Annotated in this window: 11 protein-coding genes and 1 CRISPR repeat array; of the genes, 2 read left to right on the top strand and 9 right to left on the bottom strand. The window is 71.6% G+C overall.

The features are described from left to right. The first annotated feature begins 16 nt into the window (after positions 1-16). Positions 17-1,348 carry a flavin monoamine oxidase family protein gene (locus tag ACH01S_RS30820; protein ID WP_067899598.1) on the top strand — a complete coding sequence of 444 codons (1,332 nt, stop codon included), beginning with the start codon at positions 17-19 and terminating at the stop codon, positions 1,346-1,348. Positions 1,349-1,427: 79 nt separating this feature from the next. Here the strand turns inward: ACH01S_RS30820 and ACH01S_RS30815 are convergent, their stop codons facing one another. Next, a complete protein-coding gene (locus ACH01S_RS30815; RefSeq protein WP_255220355.1) occupies positions 1,428-3,080 on the bottom strand; it encodes a long-chain fatty acid--CoA ligase in 1,653 nt (550 codons plus the stop codon). Between the two features lie 370 nt (positions 3,081-3,450). On the opposite strand from ACH01S_RS30815, the gene ACH01S_RS30810 reads away from it, so the two are divergent. Then, positions 3,451-5,793 (top strand): ATP-binding protein, encoded by a 2,343-nt coding sequence (locus ACH01S_RS30810; RefSeq protein WP_067899592.1) that lies wholly within the window; start codon positions 3,451-3,453, stop codon positions 5,791-5,793. Between the two features lie 134 nt (positions 5,794-5,927). Here the strand turns inward: ACH01S_RS30810 and ACH01S_RS30805 are convergent, their stop codons facing one another. The 8 genes from ACH01S_RS30805 to ACH01S_RS30770 form a co-directional block, all read right to left on the bottom strand. Then, on the bottom strand, positions 5,928-7,082 hold the full coding sequence (locus tag ACH01S_RS30805) for an aromatic ring-hydroxylating oxygenase subunit alpha (protein WP_067899589.1): 1,155 nt from the start codon (positions 7,080-7,082) through the stop codon (positions 5,928-5,930). Further along, positions 7,072-8,172 carry an LLM class flavin-dependent oxidoreductase gene (locus ACH01S_RS30800; RefSeq protein ID WP_067899586.1) on the bottom strand — a complete coding sequence of 367 codons (1,101 nt, stop codon included), beginning with the start codon at positions 8,170-8,172 and terminating at the stop codon, positions 7,072-7,074. Before ACH01S_RS30800 ends, ACH01S_RS30805 begins: the two co-directional genes overlap by 11 nt. A gap of 333 nt (positions 8,173-8,505) precedes the next feature. Further along, positions 8,506-9,315, bottom strand: coding sequence for a GntR family transcriptional regulator (locus ACH01S_RS30795; RefSeq protein ID WP_169809385.1), 810 nt, complete (start codon positions 9,313-9,315; stop codon positions 8,506-8,508). 45 nt (positions 9,316-9,360) lie between these two features. Continuing rightward, complete coding sequence (locus tag ACH01S_RS30790; RefSeq protein ID WP_067899584.1) at positions 9,361-11,397, bottom strand: glycoside hydrolase 5 family protein; 2,037 nt, start codon at positions 11,395-11,397, stop codon at positions 9,361-9,363. Between the two features lie 2 nt (positions 11,398-11,399). Then, the gene (locus tag ACH01S_RS30785; RefSeq protein WP_067899582.1) at positions 11,400-12,449 is read right to left on the bottom strand and encodes an SIS domain-containing protein; all 1,050 of its coding nucleotides are present in this window, start codon (positions 12,447-12,449) and stop codon (positions 11,400-11,402) included. A gap of 2 nt (positions 12,450-12,451) precedes the next feature. Next, a complete protein-coding gene (locus ACH01S_RS30780) occupies positions 12,452-13,288 on the bottom strand; it encodes a carbohydrate ABC transporter permease (protein WP_148344743.1) in 837 nt (278 codons plus the stop codon). Next, a complete protein-coding gene (locus ACH01S_RS30775) occupies positions 13,285-14,145 on the bottom strand; it encodes a carbohydrate ABC transporter permease (protein WP_067899710.1) in 861 nt (286 codons plus the stop codon). Before ACH01S_RS30775 ends, ACH01S_RS30780 begins: the two co-directional genes overlap by 4 nt. Continuing rightward, entirely contained in the window at positions 14,135-15,403 is a 1,269-nt protein-coding gene (locus tag ACH01S_RS30770) for an ABC transporter substrate-binding protein (RefSeq protein WP_083981319.1), read from the bottom strand. The genes ACH01S_RS30775 and ACH01S_RS30770 overlap by 11 nt, the downstream gene beginning before the upstream one ends. A 1,064-nt stretch (positions 15,404-16,467) precedes the next feature. Then, a CRISPR array of direct repeats spans positions 16,468-18,208; the repeat unit is 29 nt; unit sequence GGGACCATCCCCGCGTGCGCGGGGAGCAC. Between the last annotated feature and the right edge of the window lie 70 nt (positions 18,209-18,278).

Here is an 18,278-nt window from a genome sequence, read left to right as displayed (position 1 = left end):
AGCCGAAGGAGTAGGAATGACCCACGACCACGACGTGATCGTCATCGGGGCCGGGTTCGCGGGAGCGACGGCGGCGCGCGAATGCGCGTCCAGGGGCCTGCGGACGCTGCTGCTCGAAGCGCGTGACCGCGTCGGAGGACGCACCTGGACCTCGCGCCTTTCCGACGGGGAGGTCGTCGAGATCGGCGGGACGTACGTCCATTGGACCCAGCCGCATGTCTGGTCGGAGATCACCCGGTACGGACTGGAGGAGTCGGTCGTGCCGGCGGCGGTCGCGCCCGAGTGGGCGCTGCTGCCGACGGCCTCCGGTCTGGAGTGGTGCGACATCGAACAGGCCGAAGCGCGCGAGAAGGCGGTGCTCGACCTGTTCCTCGAACCGTCGCGGACGGCCTTCCCGTGCGCCCACAGCCCCCTCGCCGGGGGCGACGCCGTGACCGAGCTGGACAAGCTGACGCTGCGGGACCGGCTCGACCAGCTGAACCTCTCCCCGGACGACCGGGCCCACCTCTCGGCCCTGGTGAGCATCGAGTCGGCCGGGTCGATGGACGAGGGCGCGTTCCTGTCGCTGCTGCGCTGGCGGGCCCTGAGCGGCCACAGTCATGAGGCCATGCAGGAGGCGGTGTTCGGCTTCAAACTCGCGGACGGCACGGTGAGCCTGTTGAACAGGATCCTTGCCGACGGTGGCTCCGAGCTGCTCCTGGGCGAGCCGGTCGTGAGCGTCGCAGCCGATGGTCGGGCGGTACGGGTGACCACGGCGAACGGCCGCGTCCGCAGCGCCTTCGCCGTGGTCGTCGCCACCCCGTCCGGCGGTTGGGCGCACATCGACTTCTCCCCCGGCCTCTCGCCCGAGCGGCTCGGGGCCGCGCGGAACGGCCTGCAGTCGCCCGGCGTGTCCAAGATCGTCGCGGTGGTCAGGGGCGAGCGCCGCCGCGTCCTCGTCCTCCCTCAGGCCGGCCATCCGATCGGCCTGATGTGGACGAGCCACCAGCGTTCGGCCGACGAGCAGGTCCTGGAGATCTTCGGCACGTCCGCCCTGAAGGACGCCGGCGATCCGCGGGAGGTGGAGGCGGCGCTGCGGGACCTGCTTCCCCGGATCGAGCTCGTCGACATGGCCGCGGGCTCCTATCTGGAGGACGACGAGTTCGCCAAGGGCGGCTGGGGCTTCTACAAGCGGGGCCACCTGAGCGGCCTCGCACCGCACGAGACCTTCGCCAGGCCCGAAGGACGCCTGGTGTTCGCCACCTCGGACATCGCCGCCGGCTGGTACAGCTTCATCGACGGGGCGATCGAGTCCGGGCTCCGCGCCGGCCGGCAGGTGCGGGAGATCCTCCGCGACGGCACGGCGTAGCCCCGGCGGCCCTGGACGAGTCGGACGACCTGGTCCAGGGCCGCTCTTCGCCGCTGTTCCGCCGCGCGGCCCGGCCGGTCTAGCCGGAGCGCCGCTGCGGGCCCGGCAGTTCGACGATCAGCAGCTCGCCCCGCTCGCGCGCCAGCCGTAGGCGCTTCTTGTCGTACTTCCCGACGCTGGTCCGTGGCAGCGACTCGACGAACGTCCAGTACTCCGGCACCTGCCAGCGCGGGAGGCGATCGGCGAGGCGGCCGTGCAGGTCCGCCGCCGCGGCACGGGCGCCGTCACGGAGGACGACGCAGGCGAGCGGGCGTTCCCCCCACAGCGGATCGGGGATCGCGACGACCGCGGCCTCGGCCACCTCGCCGCAGGTCAGCAGCACGTTCTCCAGGGCCACCGAGCTGATCCACTCGCCCCCCGACTTGATCACGTCCTTGGTCCGGTCCGAGACGGCCAGATATCCGTCGGAGCTGATCGCGCCGACGTCCCCCGAGCGCAGCCAGCCCTGGTTGAAGCGGTCCGTGCCCGCGGCGCCGTGGTAGGCGCCGGTGACCCAGGGCCCCCGGAACTCGATCTCGCCGGCCACCGCGGATCCGGGCGGCAGGACGGTCCCGTCGGCGGCGGTGATCCGGGCCTCCACCCCGGCGAGGATCCTGCCGGCGCGACCGCGGTAGTCCCAGTACCCGGGCGATCCCGGTTCGCGGTCCCGGGGCGGATGAGCGACCGCGACGACGGGCGAGGTCTCCGTCATGCCGAACGCCTGGATCAGGTCCACCCCGTACTCGTCGTGGTAGCGCCGCATCAGGGTCTCCGGCACGGCCGACCCCCCGGAGAAGATCGCCCGGATGCCGTCCAGGCGGACCTCGCCCCCCTCGTCGGCGTACCGCAGCAGGTCCGCCCAGACCGTCGGCACGCCGGCCGTCACCGAGACGCGCTCGTCCGCGATGAGGGCGGCCAGCACCGGAGCCTGGAGATGGCGGTCGGGCATCACCAGGTCGGCACCGGCCATCAGGGCGGCATGGATCATTCCCCAGGCGTTCGCGTGGAACATCGGCACGACCGCCAGGACCCGGTCGGACGGCCCGATCCCCATCCCGCCGGCGGTGGTCACCGCCATCCCCTGCAGATAGATGGACCGGTGGCTGTACACCACGCCCCTGGGGTCGCCGGTGGTGCCCGACGTGTAACACATCATCGCCCCGGTGTCCTCGTCGACCTCCGGCCAGTCGCCGGGCGGCGGGGCCGCGGCCAGCAGTTCCTCGTAGTCGTGCACGGCCTTGCCGGACGCGGCGAGCGCCTCCAGGGCGGGCGGACCGGCCTCGCCCACGACGACGACGTGCTCGACGGTCCCCATGCGGGGCAGCATCGGCGCCAGCGACCCGGCGAGCGCGGCGTCCGCGATCACCACGCGGTCCCGGGCGTGGGCGACGATGAACTCGATCTGCTCGGGCGGCAGCCGGACGTTGAGGGTGTGCAGGACGGCGCCCATCGAGGGCACCCCGACGTACGCCTCCACGTGCTCGGCGTTGTTCCACTGGAACGTCGCGACACGTTCGTCCCCGGCCACTCCGAGTGCGCGCAGGCCATGGGCGAGCCGTGCCGCCCGGGCCGCCGTCTCCGCGAAGGTCCTGGTGCGGACGCCCTCGCCGGTGCGGGTGACGATGACCCGATCACCGTTCACCGAGGCCGCGTGCCGCAGGATCGAGGACACCGTCAAGGGCCAAGAGCGCATGGTGCTCCGCATGAACGACTCTCCTAGGATCGCGGGCGGGCGGACCGGTCAGAAGATGATCCACGCGGTCGCCGCCCCCGGGCACCGGGAGGACTACCCGACCTGCTCCCCCAAAGCCCGCCGTTCCGGCCGGTCATGGACACGTGGCGGACGGGGATTTCTCCCCTGACCGTCCGGTGACGACGGCGCGAGACTCATCGAAGGCGCACGCGCCGCCGCGGGCACGAAGACTGGTGAGCGACTATTCGGTCGCCCAGAGGGCCCAATCTTCCCCATTTCTACTGTCGATGCCGCAAACTACACTCTTCTCCGTCGGAAAATTCGCTCTCAACGGTCGTATCGGCGATCTCTAGGGCAGAAGGGCCTGCCAGTGGGCAACGTTCCGCGGTCGATCAACACCCTCCCCGCCGACCTGACCCCGTTCATCGGCCGCCGCGACGCGGTGGCCGAGGTCCGGCGGCTGCTCGAGTCGAGCCGGCTCCTCACCCTGACCGGCACCGGCGGAATCGGCAAGACACGGCTGGCCGTCCACACGGCGCGGGAGCGGCACCGGGCGTTCCCCGGGGGCGTCTGGTCCGTCGACCTCAGCACGCTGAGGGATCCGAGCCTCCTCCCGCAGACGGTGTCCGCGGCGATGGGCCTGCCCGACGTGTCCACCACGTCCCGGACGGCGGCGCTGATCGCCTACCTGTCGGACCGGCAGGGACTGCTGGTCCTGGACAACTGCGAGCATCTGGTCGACGACTGCGCCCAGCTCGCCCGCGCCCTGCTCCGGGCGTGTGAGAACCTGCGGATCCTCGCCACGAGCAGGCAGCCGCTCGGCATGGCGGGCGAGCAGATCATCCAGGTCCCACCGCTCACGGTGCCGCCGGAGAGCCCCGGCGAGGAGTCCCCCGGCGTCCTGCTGCGCTACGAGGCGGTCAACCTCTTCGTCACCCGGGCCCAGGCCGTCTTCCCCGGTTTCCAACTGGACGCCGGCAACGCCGCACCCGTCACGCGCCTGTGCCGCGTCCTCGAGGGAATCCCGCTCGCCATCGAACTGGCCGCGGTGCGCATGCGCTCGCTGTCGGTGGAGGAGATCGTCGCTCGGCTCGATGACCGGTTCCAGCTCCTGACCATCGGGCACCGGGCGTCCGACTCCCGCCAGACCTCGCTCGCGGCGATGGTCGAATGGAGCCATGACCTGCTGGAGCCCCTCGACCGCACCCTGTGGGCGAGGCTGACCGTCTTCGCCGGCGGTTTCGACATGGAGGCGGCGGAGGCGGTCTGCTGCGACGACGGCCTCCCCGCGGAGTCGCTGCTCGACCGCCTCCACGGGCTGGTCGAGAGATCGATCCTGATCCGGGACGACGGCGGCACGGGCGCCCGCTACCGCATGCTGGACACGCTGCGCGAGTTCGGGCACGCCCGCCTCCAGGAGTCCGGCGAGCTGGACGCGACCAGGGCGCGGCACCGCGACTGGTGCGCCGCGCTCGCCGCGCGGGCGGTCGACGGGTGGTCCGAGTCGGAGCAGGGCCGTTGGAGCCGACTGCTCCGGTGCGAGCGGCACAACGTCCGGATGGCGATCGAGTACTGCCTGACCACCCCCGACGAGGCCATCACGGGGCTGCACATCGCGGCGAACCTGTGGCCCTATTGGGTGGTCAACGCCGTGAGCGAGGGCAGACGGCACGCGGAGCGCCTGCTGGCCGCCCTGCCGAGAGGCCCCGAGGCGGACGCGGCCAAGGTCCGGGGGCTGTGGCTGGCCGGGTGGCTGGCCTTCTACCAGGGCGACATCGAAGCCGCCCGCCGGCACGGCGAGCAGGCCGGGGCGCTGGCCGAGCACCTCGGCGACGACCGCACCCGCGGATTCACGACCTACGTCCTCGGGCTGATCGCCGCCTGCGACCACGACTACCCCAGGGCCGTGGAGCTGCTGGGCACGGCCCGCGACCAGCTGGAGGCGGTGGGCGACGCGCCGGGACGGTGGCTCAGCACCGCCGACCTGGCGGGGGTGCTTGGAGCGCTGGGCGAGATCGACGCCGGGGTGAGCATGTGCGGGCCCGAGATCGAACGGTCCGCCGAGCGCGGCGCGTACTGGAACCAGTCGTACCTGCTGTGGATCCTCGCCGACCTCAGAAGGCTGCAAGGAGACCTCGACGAGGCGACGCGCCTGCTCAAAGAGATCCTGGAGATCAACCGCGACTTCGGGGACCCGACCGTCATCGGTTCCTGCCTGGAGTCCCTGTCCTGGGTGGCGAGCCGCCGGGAGGACGCGGACGGGACGGCCTGGCTGCTCGGAGCGGCGAACGCGACCTGGGGGAACGCGGGCATCTCCCTCCTGCAGTACGCGGCCTGGGGAGAGGCGCACCAGCACGCGGACGGCTACGCGCGGGCGGCGCTGGGCGAGGCGGCCTTCGACAAGGTCTACGGCCGCGGCGCGCGGATGACGCCGACGGCGGCGATCGACCGCGTCCTCAGGACGGCGGCCGCGGCGTCGCCCCCGTCCCCGTCCTCGAACGGCTCCCGCACCACGGCCACCGTCGAGGAACTCACCCCGCGGGAACTGGAGATCGCGGAACTGATCAGCGAGGGCCTGACGAACAAGCAGATCGCGCAGCGGCTGGTCATCGCGCAGCGCACCGCCGAGGGGCATGTCGAGCGCATCCTGCGCAAGCTCGGCTGCGGTTCCCGGACGCAGGTGGCCACCTGGTGGACGACACGGGCCGGGTGAGAGGCCGGGTGAGAGGCCGGGTGAGAGGCCGGGTGAGAGGCCGCGCGGACCGGTCGCGACGTCCGCGACCGGCCCGCGCCGTCGTCAGGTGAGCGCATGCCCGGCGAAACCCTTCAGCGGAAGGCCGCGGCCGCCTACCAGGTCTCGGCGCCCTCGACCCCCTCCGCCATCCGGTGGACGTACCAGCGGTGGAAGGCCCACACGGGAAGTTCGCGCTGGTTGTAGGGTCCCGGCACGTAGTCGCCCGAGTTCATCGACTCCTGCACGGGCCGGGCGCAGACCGCGTCCTCCCCCTGCACGAGATCCGCGAAGTCCTCCTGCGCCTTCTTGAACTTCTCGTGGTTGGGCGATGTCAAGGCGCCCTGATGCGTCACGTAAGCCCACGTGAACGTCGACTCCTGAGGGCTGTGCGGAATGGTGATGTAGGTCTGGAGACCGTCCGGAGTCTGACTCATGATGAGGTTCGGATACACGGCCCAGAACACGAATTTCTCGGTCGCCCACGGCGGCAGCCCGGGAAGGGCCGGGACGACGGTGTCCTCGGTGAACAGGTTTCCGGCCGCCGGGTCGAAGGGAAGGTGGATCTCCGCGTAGTTGCGGCCGTCACCCGGTGCGCCATAGCTGATGCGCGTTGGAAGCGGGCCCTCCAGCGACGCGCGATGGGTGCCGAGAATGTGGTAGCTCTCGATGCCGTTCTCGAACATGATCTTCCAGTTCCAGTCGCACGAGTAGGGCCGCTCGTACAGCAGGTCCAGGTCCTCGGCGTTCCAGGGCCGGAGCAGTTCACCGAGCGGCGCCAACTGCTCGTGCAGATCGGGCGCGTCCTCCCGGAAGTTGACGAAGACAATGCCCTGCCACACCGCCGTGCGCACCTCGGGAAGCCTGATGCCGCAGTCCTTCAGCTCGGGCATCTCGGGCGCGGTCACGAGCTCGCCCGACAGGTCGTACGCCCACCGGTGGTACCCGCACTGGAAGACCTTCTTGTTGCCCTGGCCCAGTGCCACCTGCATCCCGCGATGCCGGCAGACATTGCTGTAGCAGCGGACGCGTCCCTCGGAGTCGCGCACGAAGAGCAGCGGCCGGCCGGTGAGTTCGACCGCCAGATAGTCCCCCGGCCGGGGGAGCTTGGCGGCGTGGAAGACCGCCACCCACTCGCGCCTGAAGACCCTCTCCATCTCCGCGTCGTAGACGTCCTGGTCGTGGTAGATGCGGCCGGGCAGGCAGCGGGCCTGGTCGAGCGGCTTGATCGTCGCCGCGATCTCGTCCGCGGTCAGCAGGTCAGTGCGCATCGCCGGCCTCCGGGGAGGTGGCCGCGCCCGTCCAGCTCTTCAGCTCGGGCAGGACCTTCTCGGCGAACAGCCGCATGCTGTCGCGTGCGTCCTCGATGTCGATGTCGCCGAAATTCACCGCCACGCCGAGCTCGAAGTCGCCGAGCAGTTCCCGTCGCTTTTCCAGCTGGTCGATGATCCGGGCGGGATCCCCCCAGAGATTCGCGCTCAGGTAACCCTCGAAGGACTGCTCCTCCGAGGTTCCGCGCATGACCTCGGCCATGCTCGCGTAGTGGGCGTAGGAGCCGAGCGTCTCCTTGAAATGGTCGCTCAGCAGCTCGTAATGGCGCAGGACGGAGACGTAGTAGTCGCGGGCGTGGACGCGCGCCAGCTCCTCGCCCCGCTTGTCGTCGCGGTGGCAGATCATGACGTCACCGGTGATCAGGGGCGGGGCCTCCGTCCCGTGGTGCGCGGTGAAGCTCTCGCGGTAGTGGTTCACCTCGTCGACCACGAACTCCCAGGGCGCCGCCGCGAACTTCATCGCGCCGAGACCCAGCCTCGCCGCCATGTCGATCGACGTGGGCGACGTCCCGACCATGTAGGAACGGTCGCGGAAGGACCGGAAGGGCCGCGGCCGGATCTCCGCGCGCGGCTGCGCGTAGTACGGGCCGTCGCCCTCGATGAAGCCGGTTTCCAGGGCTTCCAGCACCATCACCGCGGCCTCGTCGAAACGGTCCCGGGACTCGGCCATGCTCTGCCGGAACGCGTCGAACTCGACGCGTGCCAGACCTCGTCCCAGCCCCAGGACGGCCCGCCCTTCGCTGAGGTGGTCCAGCATCGCCGTCTTCTCCGCCACGCGGACGGGGTCGTTCCACGGCAGAATGAAGGCCGCGGGGAACAGCCCGATCGTGCTCGTCTGCGCCGCGACATAGCTCAGGAACTGCGCATTGTCCGGGCAGAACGCGTAATCCGTGAAGTGGTGTTCAACGGCCATCACCCGGTCGAAGCCCATGGATTCCGCATCGAGCGCCAACCGGAGTTCGTTCTTGTAGATCCGAACATCGTCCGAGGCGCTGTTTCCCGTGAACATGCACAGCAGATTCACCCGCATCTGTTCTCTCCTCCGCTGGAATGGGCGCCCGACAATCCGGACCGACTCTCCGAACTGGGTACCGAGCGAATTTCCCGACGCTGAGAAGTCTCACAGCGCCGCCCGGCCCGAGTAACGGGAGGAATCCCCTACCGGTACCTGAATCCAGCACCCGCGACCGGCGCCACGCGCCCCAGCACCGCCCCGGCCGCAGCCCGAGCAAACTGATGTACCCCGTGTTTCGTGGCATCGGGATACCGGAATCTCAGTGAATTGGGTGCCGTTGGTCGGAGTGGTCGGAAGCGAGCTTGGGGCCATCCCCGCGGGCGCGGAGAGCGCGATCCGGCGGGGCGGTCAGTGGGTTGTGAACTCCGCGTTCGGGAGGACGAGGAGTTCGGCGCGCGCTCCCCGGGCCCTGACGTGGTACCGGGCGCGGTCGCCGCGGACGACGCTGCGGCAGTGCTCGACCGGGTCGTCGTCCTGGTCGAACGCGACGAGTTCGACGAGCAGCGCGGGGCGGCCGCGGCGCTGGTCGAGGAGTTCGGCCGCGCGGGTGGGAAGCGCGATCGGCTCGATGGTCTCCTGCGCGTGCTCCAAGCGGACGCCGTACCGCTGGGAGAGAAGCTCGTACAGCGACTCGTTCGCCAGGTCGAAGTCGAGGAGTCCGGGGAAGCGGTCGGCGGACAGGTGCACCTCTTCGAGGAGCAGCGGGTTGCCGCCGACCAGGCGCAGCCGTTCCAGGAGGTAGGTGTCGGCGCCCTCGGGCAGGCGCAGCGCGTCGGCGATCGCGCGCGGCGCGGGCTCGCGGGTGGCGGCGAGGACCCGGGTGCTCGGATCGAGGCCGCGGGCGCGCATCTCCTCGGTGAAGCTGCCGAGCAGGGCGAGGTTGCGGTCGAGGGGCGGCTCGGTGACGAACGTGCCGCGGCCGCGTTCGCGGACGAGGCGGCGCTCGCGGGCCAGCTCGTCCAGCGCCCGGCGCACCGTGACCAGGCTGCACCCGTAGAAGTCGCACAGCTCCCGTTCGCCGGGGAGGCGGTCGCCCGGACGCAGGCGCCCCGCGGCCAGCGCGTCCCGCAGGTGCCGGTAGACCTGGTAGTGGAGCGGGACCGGGCCGGTGGTCAGCTCGACGTGTCCCTCGCGGAACGGGTCCGGTCGTGTTGTCACGCGCGCCACCGATCGAAGACACCCGGGTCGTTGATTGGAAGTTTATTAGCGGTCTCGGTGCCAGATCATCAAGGCGGTCTCGTACGGCGCCAGGGAAAGTGCCGTGTCGTCGACGGGACGCGGCCCGTCCGGATCGGCGATCCACGCCCGCTCGTGTCCGGGCAGGTGGATTCGCGTCGTCACGTCCGCGCCGGAGTGGTTGGTGACCGTCACGAGCCCGCCGTCCGGTCCGCGCAGCGTTCCGGTGGTCGCGTCGGGGTGGTCGGCGTGGGCGTCCTCGCGGGCGTCGGCGAGGTCGGCGACTCCGGCGTACAGGCCGTGCCAGGCGGCGTGGCGGCGGTGCGCGTCCGGGATGCGGGCGAGCAGCAGTTCGACCGGTTCGGCGCAGACGACGGTGTGCCCGGCGGCGCGGTCGGCGACCACGAGCACGGGTTCCCCGTCGGCGTCGACCGCGATCGTCCGGGCGTCGGCGGTCGCGATCCGCGCCCCGCGGGTCGCGAGGTCGTCCGGCGCTCCGGGCAGTTCGAGGACGTCGCCCGGCCGGAACGGGCCCCAGGGAGCGGTGAAGCGGAACGTGACGGTGCCGCGCGCCGGGGCCCGGTCGACGATGCGGCAGCCCGCGACGGCCTCCATTTCGGGGATCGCCACGTCGGCCGAGAGGGAGACGTAGAGCGTCCCGCCGCGCTGGTGGAACGCGGGTGCGCCGCGCCAGTACGACGTCCGGACGTGCCAGAGCGACGTGGTCGTCGAGGCCAGCGGCGCCGGGAGCAGCAGGAGCCGCGCGTCGTCCGGCCAGGTCCCGTCGAGGCGTTCGCGCGGGAAGCGGACGGCGGTCCCGGCCCGCGCGGCGAGCACGAACGCGTTCAGCCACGCCCGGACCAGCGGCTTCACGTCGGGCTCGGGGTTCCAGGTGCGCTCGGCCGGGACGTACGGGCCGGCCGCCGCGGCGCCGAGGCCGTACCCGGCCGGGTCGTAGGCCCGCGCGTACTCGTACGGGACGACGACGGCGGCGCGCGGCGCGGGCCCGTGCGAGGCGTAGGCGTCGAGATCGACGGCCCTGAGGGTGGCCGCGAGGCGGGCGAGCTCGCGGGCGCGCGGCCGGGGCTCGCCGGCGTGGTCGAGCAGGCCGAACTGCGTCTCGTGCGGCATCCGCACGTACGGGACGCGCCCGTACGCGGCGGGCTCGGCGTCGATCCAGCACCACGCCCAGAAGCCGACCGCGCCGCGGCCGAAGCTCGACCAGCACAGCAGCCGGTCGTAGGCGGCGATGCGCTCGGGGTCGTACTGCGCCGAGGACGCGCCGAACTCGTGCACGGCCACCGGCCGTCCCGCGCCCGCCGCCAGCGCGGTCTCGAACGCGGCCGAGTGCGTCATGCGGGGGTCGAGCAGCCCGTCCGGATAAAGCTCGGGCGAGTAGATCGGGTACGGGTGGACGCAGGCGAAGTCCAGGTCCGGCGCGACGACGTCGGCGCGGAACGGCCCGCCGTCGACCTCCTGCGACGCGGTGCCGACCGTGACCAGGTGCTCGGGGTCGGCCTCGCGCAGCGCGGCGGCGAGGGCGCTCGTCCATGCGCGGGCGTCGTCGTCGGTCGTGCCCGTGACGGCCCAGAACGGCGGCTCGTCGGTCAGGTCCCAGGCGAGGACCGCCGGGTCGCCCCGCCAGCGCCGGGCGAGCATGGCGACGTGCGCGGCCTGCAGTTCGCGCAGTTCCGGATCGGCGTGCGGGTCGCGGTCGCCGCGCCAGGGGACGTCCCAGAACGCGTCGCCGACCTCGCCTCCCACTAGGAGCGCCGGGTGCAGCCGGAGTCCGGCGCGGCGGGCGGCGGCGAGCACCTCGTCGAGGACGGCCAGGTGCTTGTCGTCGTAGCGGCCCGGTTCGGGCTCGACCGCGGCCCAGAGCACGTCGATCCGGGCGGTGTCGAGGCCGAGCCGCGCCATCCGTCCGAACTCCCGCGCGAACGACTCCGGGCCGACGCGCCACGGCCAGTCCGGTCCCTCCGGCGGGACGACGTGCGCGCCGACGGGGACGTGCGCGCGTCCGTCGACCGTGAGGAAGTGCCGCCCGCGGCGGACCGTCGCCATCCCTACTCCTTCGTCGTGACCTTCGACCCGATGGTGAACCGGCCCGGGTCGCGCCCGCCCACGACGGCGAGCGCCCAGGCCAGGAGCTGGAACGGGATCGCGGCGACGGCCGGGGCGAGCAGCGGGTCGACCGCGCCGACCGCGACCGGGGTCACGCCGTACGGCGCGGCGCCCTCCGCGGTGACCAGCAGCACCGGGCCGCCGAGTGCCGCCAGCTCCGCGGCGAGCGCGAGGTCGAGGTCGCGCGTCGCGGGTTCGGTGGCGATGACGGCGGCCGCCAGCTCCGGCCCCGCCAGCTCCAGGGGGCCGTGCCGGAACTCGGCGGCGTCGAGGCATTCGGCGGCGAGCCGCGCGGCCTCCTTCAGGACGAGCGCCGCGAGGTCGGCGGCGGCGCGTCCGGTGCCGCGTCCCACCAGGACGGCGCTGGTCCGGTCGCCCAGCCAGCCCGCCACCGCGTCCGTCAGCGCCGCCTCGCCGGCCAGCACCCGCCGCGCCCGCTCGGCCGCGGTGGCGGTGAGCGCGGCGACCTCCTCGATCACCGCGCAGGATCCGGCTTCCCCGCCGAGCGTGCGGACCAGCGCCGCGAGCGGCGGGAAGGTGGCCGCGAACGTCCCGGTCGAGGGGCCGTGCTCGACCCCGGCCCGGGTGTCGAACGCGATGTCGGCCGCCTCCGCGAGCGGGTTGCCGAGCCCGTTGGTGATCGTGACGAGACGCGTGCGCGGGTCGAGCGCGCCGCTGAGCCGCACCAGCTCGGCGCTGCGCCCGGACTGGCTGATCGCCACCACCACCGTGCCCGGCGCCAGCGCGTCCAGCCGGAAATGCGTCAGCTCGGCGGTGTTCACGGTCGTGGCGAGGACGCCCGCCCGGCCCAGCGTGCTCGCCGCCGCCAGGCAGGCGTGGTAGGACGCGCCCATCCCGGTCAGGACGATCGGCCGCCGCGTCGCCAGCGCGCGCAGCGCGTCCAGCCCCGCCGCCTGCTCCGCCATGGCGGCCGCCGCGCGTTCCAGCGCGGCGGGCTGCGCGGTGATCTCGGTGTGGAAGTCGTCGCTCACGGTCAGCCGTCCTTCACCGCGCCCGCGGTGAGGCCCTCGACGAAGCGGCGCTGCAGCACCGCGAACACGGCGATCATCGGCGCGATCGTGATGACGGCGCCGGCCATCGTGTCGGGCCAGCTCACGTTGTTCTTGCGGGCGAGCAGCGCGAGCCCGACGGGGAGGGTCCGCATGTCCTGCGAGCTTGTGACGATCATCGGCCAAAGAAAGTCGTTCCAGGCGTTCAGGAACGTGAATATCGCCAGCGCCGCCATCGCGGGCCGCGCCATCGGGAACACGATCGAACGCAGGATGCGCAGCTCGGAGGCTCCGTCCAGGCGGGCCGACTCCAGTAACGCGTCCGGGATCGTCTGGAGGTACTGGCGCATCAGGAAGACACCGAACACCTGGATCGCGTTCGGCGCGATCAGTCCGGTGTACGTGTCGACGCCCAGGAGGGGCGACCATTCGTGCAGCGTCACCATCATCCGGTAGAGCGGGATGAGGTTGACCTGGAACGGCACCATCAGCGTCAGCAGCAGCGCGAAGAAGATGACGTTGCGTCCAGGGAACCGCAGCTTCGCGAAGGCGTACGCGGCCGCGGTGCCGAACAGCACATTCGTTGCGACGACCACCACCGTCACGATCAGGCTGTTGGACAGGTACCGTCCGAACGGCTGGTCGGTGAACACGTGCCGGTACGCGTCCAGCGTGACCGGGTGCGGGACCCATTTCGGCGGGGACGCGAACACGTCCGGCGGCGGCTTGAGCGAGGTCGTGACCATCCAGAAGAACGGCCAGGCCATCGTGACCCCGACGCCGCAGAGCACCAGGTAGAGCACCGCCCGCCGCGGGTTCACGCGCGCTCCCTGGACGCCCGGAGCTGCGCGTAGGACAGCGCGGCCAGGATCACGAAGAGGACGTAGGCGACGGCGGAGGCGGCGCCCAGGTCAAGCTCCTGGAACCGCTCGACGAGGTAGTAGACGAGCGTCGTGGTCGACCCGACCGGCCCGCCGCGCGTCATCACGAACATCTGGTCGAACGCCTGGAAGCTGCCGATCAGCCCGAACACGGACACGAACACGATCGACGGCCGCAACCCCGGCAGGGTGACATGGCGGAACCGGGGCCAGAACCCGGCCCCGTCCACGCTCGCCGCGTCGTACAGCTCCTTGGGAATCGACTGGAGCGCCGCCAGGAAGACCACGGTCTCGAAGCCGAACCCCTGCCACACACTCGCCGCCGTGACCGACAGCAGCGAGGTGCCCGGGTCGGCCAGCCAAGCATGCCCGGGTAACCCAAAGAGGCCGAGCGCGCTGTTTAGCACGCCATTCTCGTTGAGGAGCATCTTCCAAACCGTCCCGGTGACGACCAGAGAGGTGGTCACCGGCAAGAAGTACACGGACCTGAAGAACCCGACCATCCGAATCTTCTGGTTGAGCGCCAATGCCGTGACCAGTCCGAGCACGGGCCCGACGCTCATGCCGACCACCGTGAACACCAGCGTGTTCGTGAACGCCTGATGGAAGCGGTGACTCCCGGCCAGGTCCGAATAATTGGCGAGGCCGGTCCATTGCGGTGCGTCCACGCCGTTGTAGTCGGTGAAGCTCCAGTACGCCGACACCGCCATCGGTATGTAGAGGAACGCGACAGCTGCCAGCACCGCCGGCGCGACCAGCCCGTACCCGGCCAGCGCCGACCTCGCCTCAGCCTTCACGGAGCCCGTCCACCTCACGCGCCGCGTCGCCCAACGCGCGATCGGGGGCCTTCTTGCCGAGCAGCGCCGCCGTGACGCCGTCCGAGATGGCCTTGTCCACGTCGGTCCAGTTCTTGACGTACGGGAACGGCCGCGCCGTGGTCATCGCCGCCAGGAAGACCTTGAACGGCGTGTCTCCCCCGAAGTACGGATCCGGCGCGGTCAACTTAGGCCGGTTCAACGCCGCCGTGGTAGCCGGCGCCGCACCGGCCCGCTTCGCCACCAGCAACTGCTGCTCGGGCCGCAACAGGAACTGCGCGAACTTCCAGGCCGCCGCCTTGTGCTTGGACGTCGCCGGAATCGACAGCCCGGTCCCGCCGAGATAACTCCCCTGCTGGACGCCGACGGGCGCCGGAACCACCGCCCACCTGCCCTTCTGCTCGGGCGCGCCGTCCTTGAGGACGCCCATCATGTAGGGGCCGTTGAGGAACATCGCGATCCGCCCGTCCTTGATCCCGGGCATGCCGCTGGTGTCCCCTTGGTCCTCACCCCAGTAGACGCCACCGGACTTCAGCAGATCCCGATAAAAGGTGAGCGCCCCTACACCGACCGGCCCGGCAAAGGCAGACTTCCCGGAACCATTGAGGATCTCCCCGCCGCCCTGGAACAGGAACTGCGCGAAGTGAAAGGTGTCGGGCAGCACCTGGAACCGCTGCTTCCCCGGCGACGGCGCGGTCGCGGCCAGCTTCGCCACGGCCGCCTTGAACTGCTCCCAGTTCCCCGGCACCGCGATGCCGTTCTTCTTGAAGATGTCACGGCGGTAATACAGCGCATAGGCGTCGAAGTCGTAGAGCGCGGTCACGTACCGCCCCTTGTACTTCATCGCGGCCAGGGCGCCCCGTGTGTACTGCCCCTCGACCGCCTCCCCGTTGATCTTCCCGCCGGACAGCTTCGACAGGTCCGCGAGCGTGCCGCCGGCCGCGTACGTCGAGATCCACGTCATGTCGAGCGTGGCCAGATCCGGCGCGGTCCGCGCCGACACCGCGGTCGCGTACTTCTCCCGCATGGTGTCGTAGTCGTACGCCTCGTACTTCACCTTGATCTTCGGATTGGCCCGCTCGAACTCGGCGATGACCGGCTTGATCGGCGTGGACCCGCCGTAGTAGTCCCACACCGTGATCGCCCCCTCGGCCCGCCCGGCCCCGCCACCCCCACAACCCGCCAGCCCGAGCAGCAGCACCGCCAGCCCACCGCCCGATAACCGCGCCCCACGCCCCATGACGCCCCCTGCGATTGATTAGAAGCTTATGAGCTTTAGCGTTCGCGCCTCCCCACCCCCTGTCAACCCCGATGGCCATGACCGGGCACACCCCCGCCCCGACGGCCTCACCAACGTGGCCATCGAGGCAGCCCACACCCACCGAGCACCGACGAATAGCCGCCGCCACGGGCAAACCGCCCCTAGGCACCACGAACGACGCTCCCCGAAACGCGGAGACGGCCCCTGGCGCACGCTGGTTCCCACACCGACCTCGGAACCCCGAACGCGTTCCATCGCGCGGGCCAGAGGTAGCCGGACGCGAGCTTGAGACCATCCCCACGTGCACGGGGAGCGCTACACGATGCTGCTGGTCCGCGCCCGCCGCGCGGGACCACCCCGCGTGCGCGGGGAGCACGGCCGCCGTACCTGTTCCGGCTGATCGAGCAGGGGACCACCCCCGCGTGCGCGGGGAGCGCTTCCGCTGTTCCGCGTGTGGTGACACGACCGTGAGACCACCCCCGCGTGCGCGGGGAGCGCCACGGCGCGGTGGACGCCCGCCAGGACGCCGAGAGACCACCCCCGCGTGCGCGGGGAGCGCCACCGGCAGAGTGCCGAGGTGCACGGCTGGGAGAGACCACCCCCGCGTGCGCGGGGAGCGCGGCGTGGAGGCCCCTTTCACGATCTTCCCGAGAAGACCACCCCCGCGTGCGCGGGGAGCGCTCTTCCTGACCTGGGACTCTATGGAGCGGTCGGGCCGTTCTGAAGCACTTTCGCAGATTCCGAAATTTCGAGCTCGGGTCAGTGGCGACCGTAGCGTCGGCGTCTTGATACCTTGCTGCAGCCCGCAGGCGAGGGCTCGAAAGAAATGGCCGACTGGGTCTTCGGGCGGCGGAGCAGGTTCAGGCCGTCGTGGTCGATGGAGTGCCATTTGCGCTCCGAGCCTAGACACCATGAGCGATGCTCCCCGCGGACGCGGGGACGGTCCCTGGCGCGCGCTGATCCCCATGCGGGGTTCCCGCACACCGACCTCGGCACCCCGAACGCCTTCCATCGCGTGGGCCAGAGGTGGCCGGAACCGAGCTTGGGACCATCCCCACGTGCGCGGGGAGCAGGGTGCGGCGGCCGGTTCCTACGCGGGACCGTAGGTTCCATCCCCGCATGCCTGGGGAGCACTCGAACGCGACAATCCGCCGCTCGATCTCGCCGGGTCCATCCCCGCGTGCGCGGGGAGCACGGGGACGGGGAGCAACGTAGCGACACGTCTACGGGACCATCCCCGCGTGCGCGGGGAGCACTGGCCGTTGTCGGGACACGCCTCGCGGCCGGTGGGACCATCCCCGCGTGCGCGGGGAGCACCCTGTCGGACGCCGGTCATCACAAGCCCATGACGGGACCATCCCCGCGTGCGCGGGGAGCACCCAGCCTCCACCAGCAACTCCGCCGCGCCGCGGGGACCATCCCCGCGTGCGCGGGGAGCACATGACCTTGGCCGATCGGACCTTCGGGTTCGTGGGACCATCCCCGCGTGCGCGGGGAGCACAACGGCGAACCAGAGCAGTACCACGGCGGCCGGGGGACCATCCCGGCGTGCGCGGGGAGCACTAGTCACTGGTTTCGGTGATGCGGCCGGTCTTGGGACCACCCCCGCGTGCGCGGGGAGCACCAGGGCAAGGGCGGCCGGAAGCGCGCCGTGCCGGGACCACCCCCGCGTGCGCGGGGAGCACCGTGAGGGGGCGGTGACTCGGTTGTTGACGGGGTGGACCACCGCCGCGTGCGCGGGGAGCACTCACGACGCTGTTCGTCGTGGACCTCGGGACGGGGACCACCCCCGCGTGCGCGGGGAGCACTCAAGGGTGCTCACGACCGGTCCCGTAGGCCGGGGACCACCCCCGCGTGCGAGGGGAGCACTTGAAGCGGTCGGTCGCCGCACCAGTGCCGTTGGGACCACCCCCGCGTGCGCGGGGAGCACGCCGGGCACGTGTCCCGGCCCGAAGACGACGCGGGACCACCCCCGCGTGCGCGGGGAGCACCGCTCGTGGCGTTCCAGGTGCCGCCACACCTCGGGACCACCCCCGCGTGCGCGGGGAGCACTCCTCCTCGAAGAAGTGACCCTTGCCGGGGACGGGACCACCCCCGCGTGCGCGGGGAGCACCATCTAAGGATGGCTGGCGGTCTCTGGTTCCGGGGACCACCCCCGCGTGCGCGGGGAGCACCCAGATAGCCGTCACGGGGTCTTCTCCGGGTGGGGACCATCCCCGCGTGCGCGGGGAGCACTCCAGCGCGGCCGCCCAGTCGAAGGGCTCCCGGGGACCATCCCCGCGTGCGCGGGGAGCACGATCATGACCCTCAAAAACCGCTGACCTACGCGGGACCATCCCCGCGTGCGCGGGGAGCACTCCAGCGCGGCCGCCCAGTCGAAGGGCTCCCGGGGACCATCCCCGCGTGCGCGGGGAGCACCTGTCCCCTTGTGAAATTGGGACGTTCCCACAGGGACCATCCCCGCGTGCGCGGGGAGCACCTGTTGGCGGCCCCGCCGTCCTGCTCGCTGGTGGGACCATCCCCGCGTGCGCGGGGAGCACGACGCGGCCTTCACCACGTACGCGGCGGTCATGGGACCATCCCCGCGTGCGCGGGGAGCACGAGGGCGGACCACCACCCCGCACACGGTGGTCGGGACCATCCCCGCGTGCGCGGGGAGCACGCCGGGGCGGCCGACAGGTCCTGGACGCGGATGGGACCATCCCCGCGTGCGCGGGGAGCACACGACCAGCCACCACAGCCCGGCGCGGTCCCAGGGACCATCCCCGCGTGCGCGGGGAGCACCTCTTCCTGACCTGGGACTCTATGGAGCGGTTGGGCCGTTCTGAAGCACTTTCGCAGATTCCGACATTTC

This window comes from Actinomadura chibensis NBRC 106107 (assembly GCF_001552135.1).
GTDB classification, from domain to species: Bacteria; Actinomycetota; Actinomycetes; order Streptosporangiales; family Streptosporangiaceae; genus Spirillospora; species Spirillospora chibensis.
Note: the sequence above shows the minus strand (reverse complement) of the source record. Positions and strands in the feature narration are given on the sequence as shown.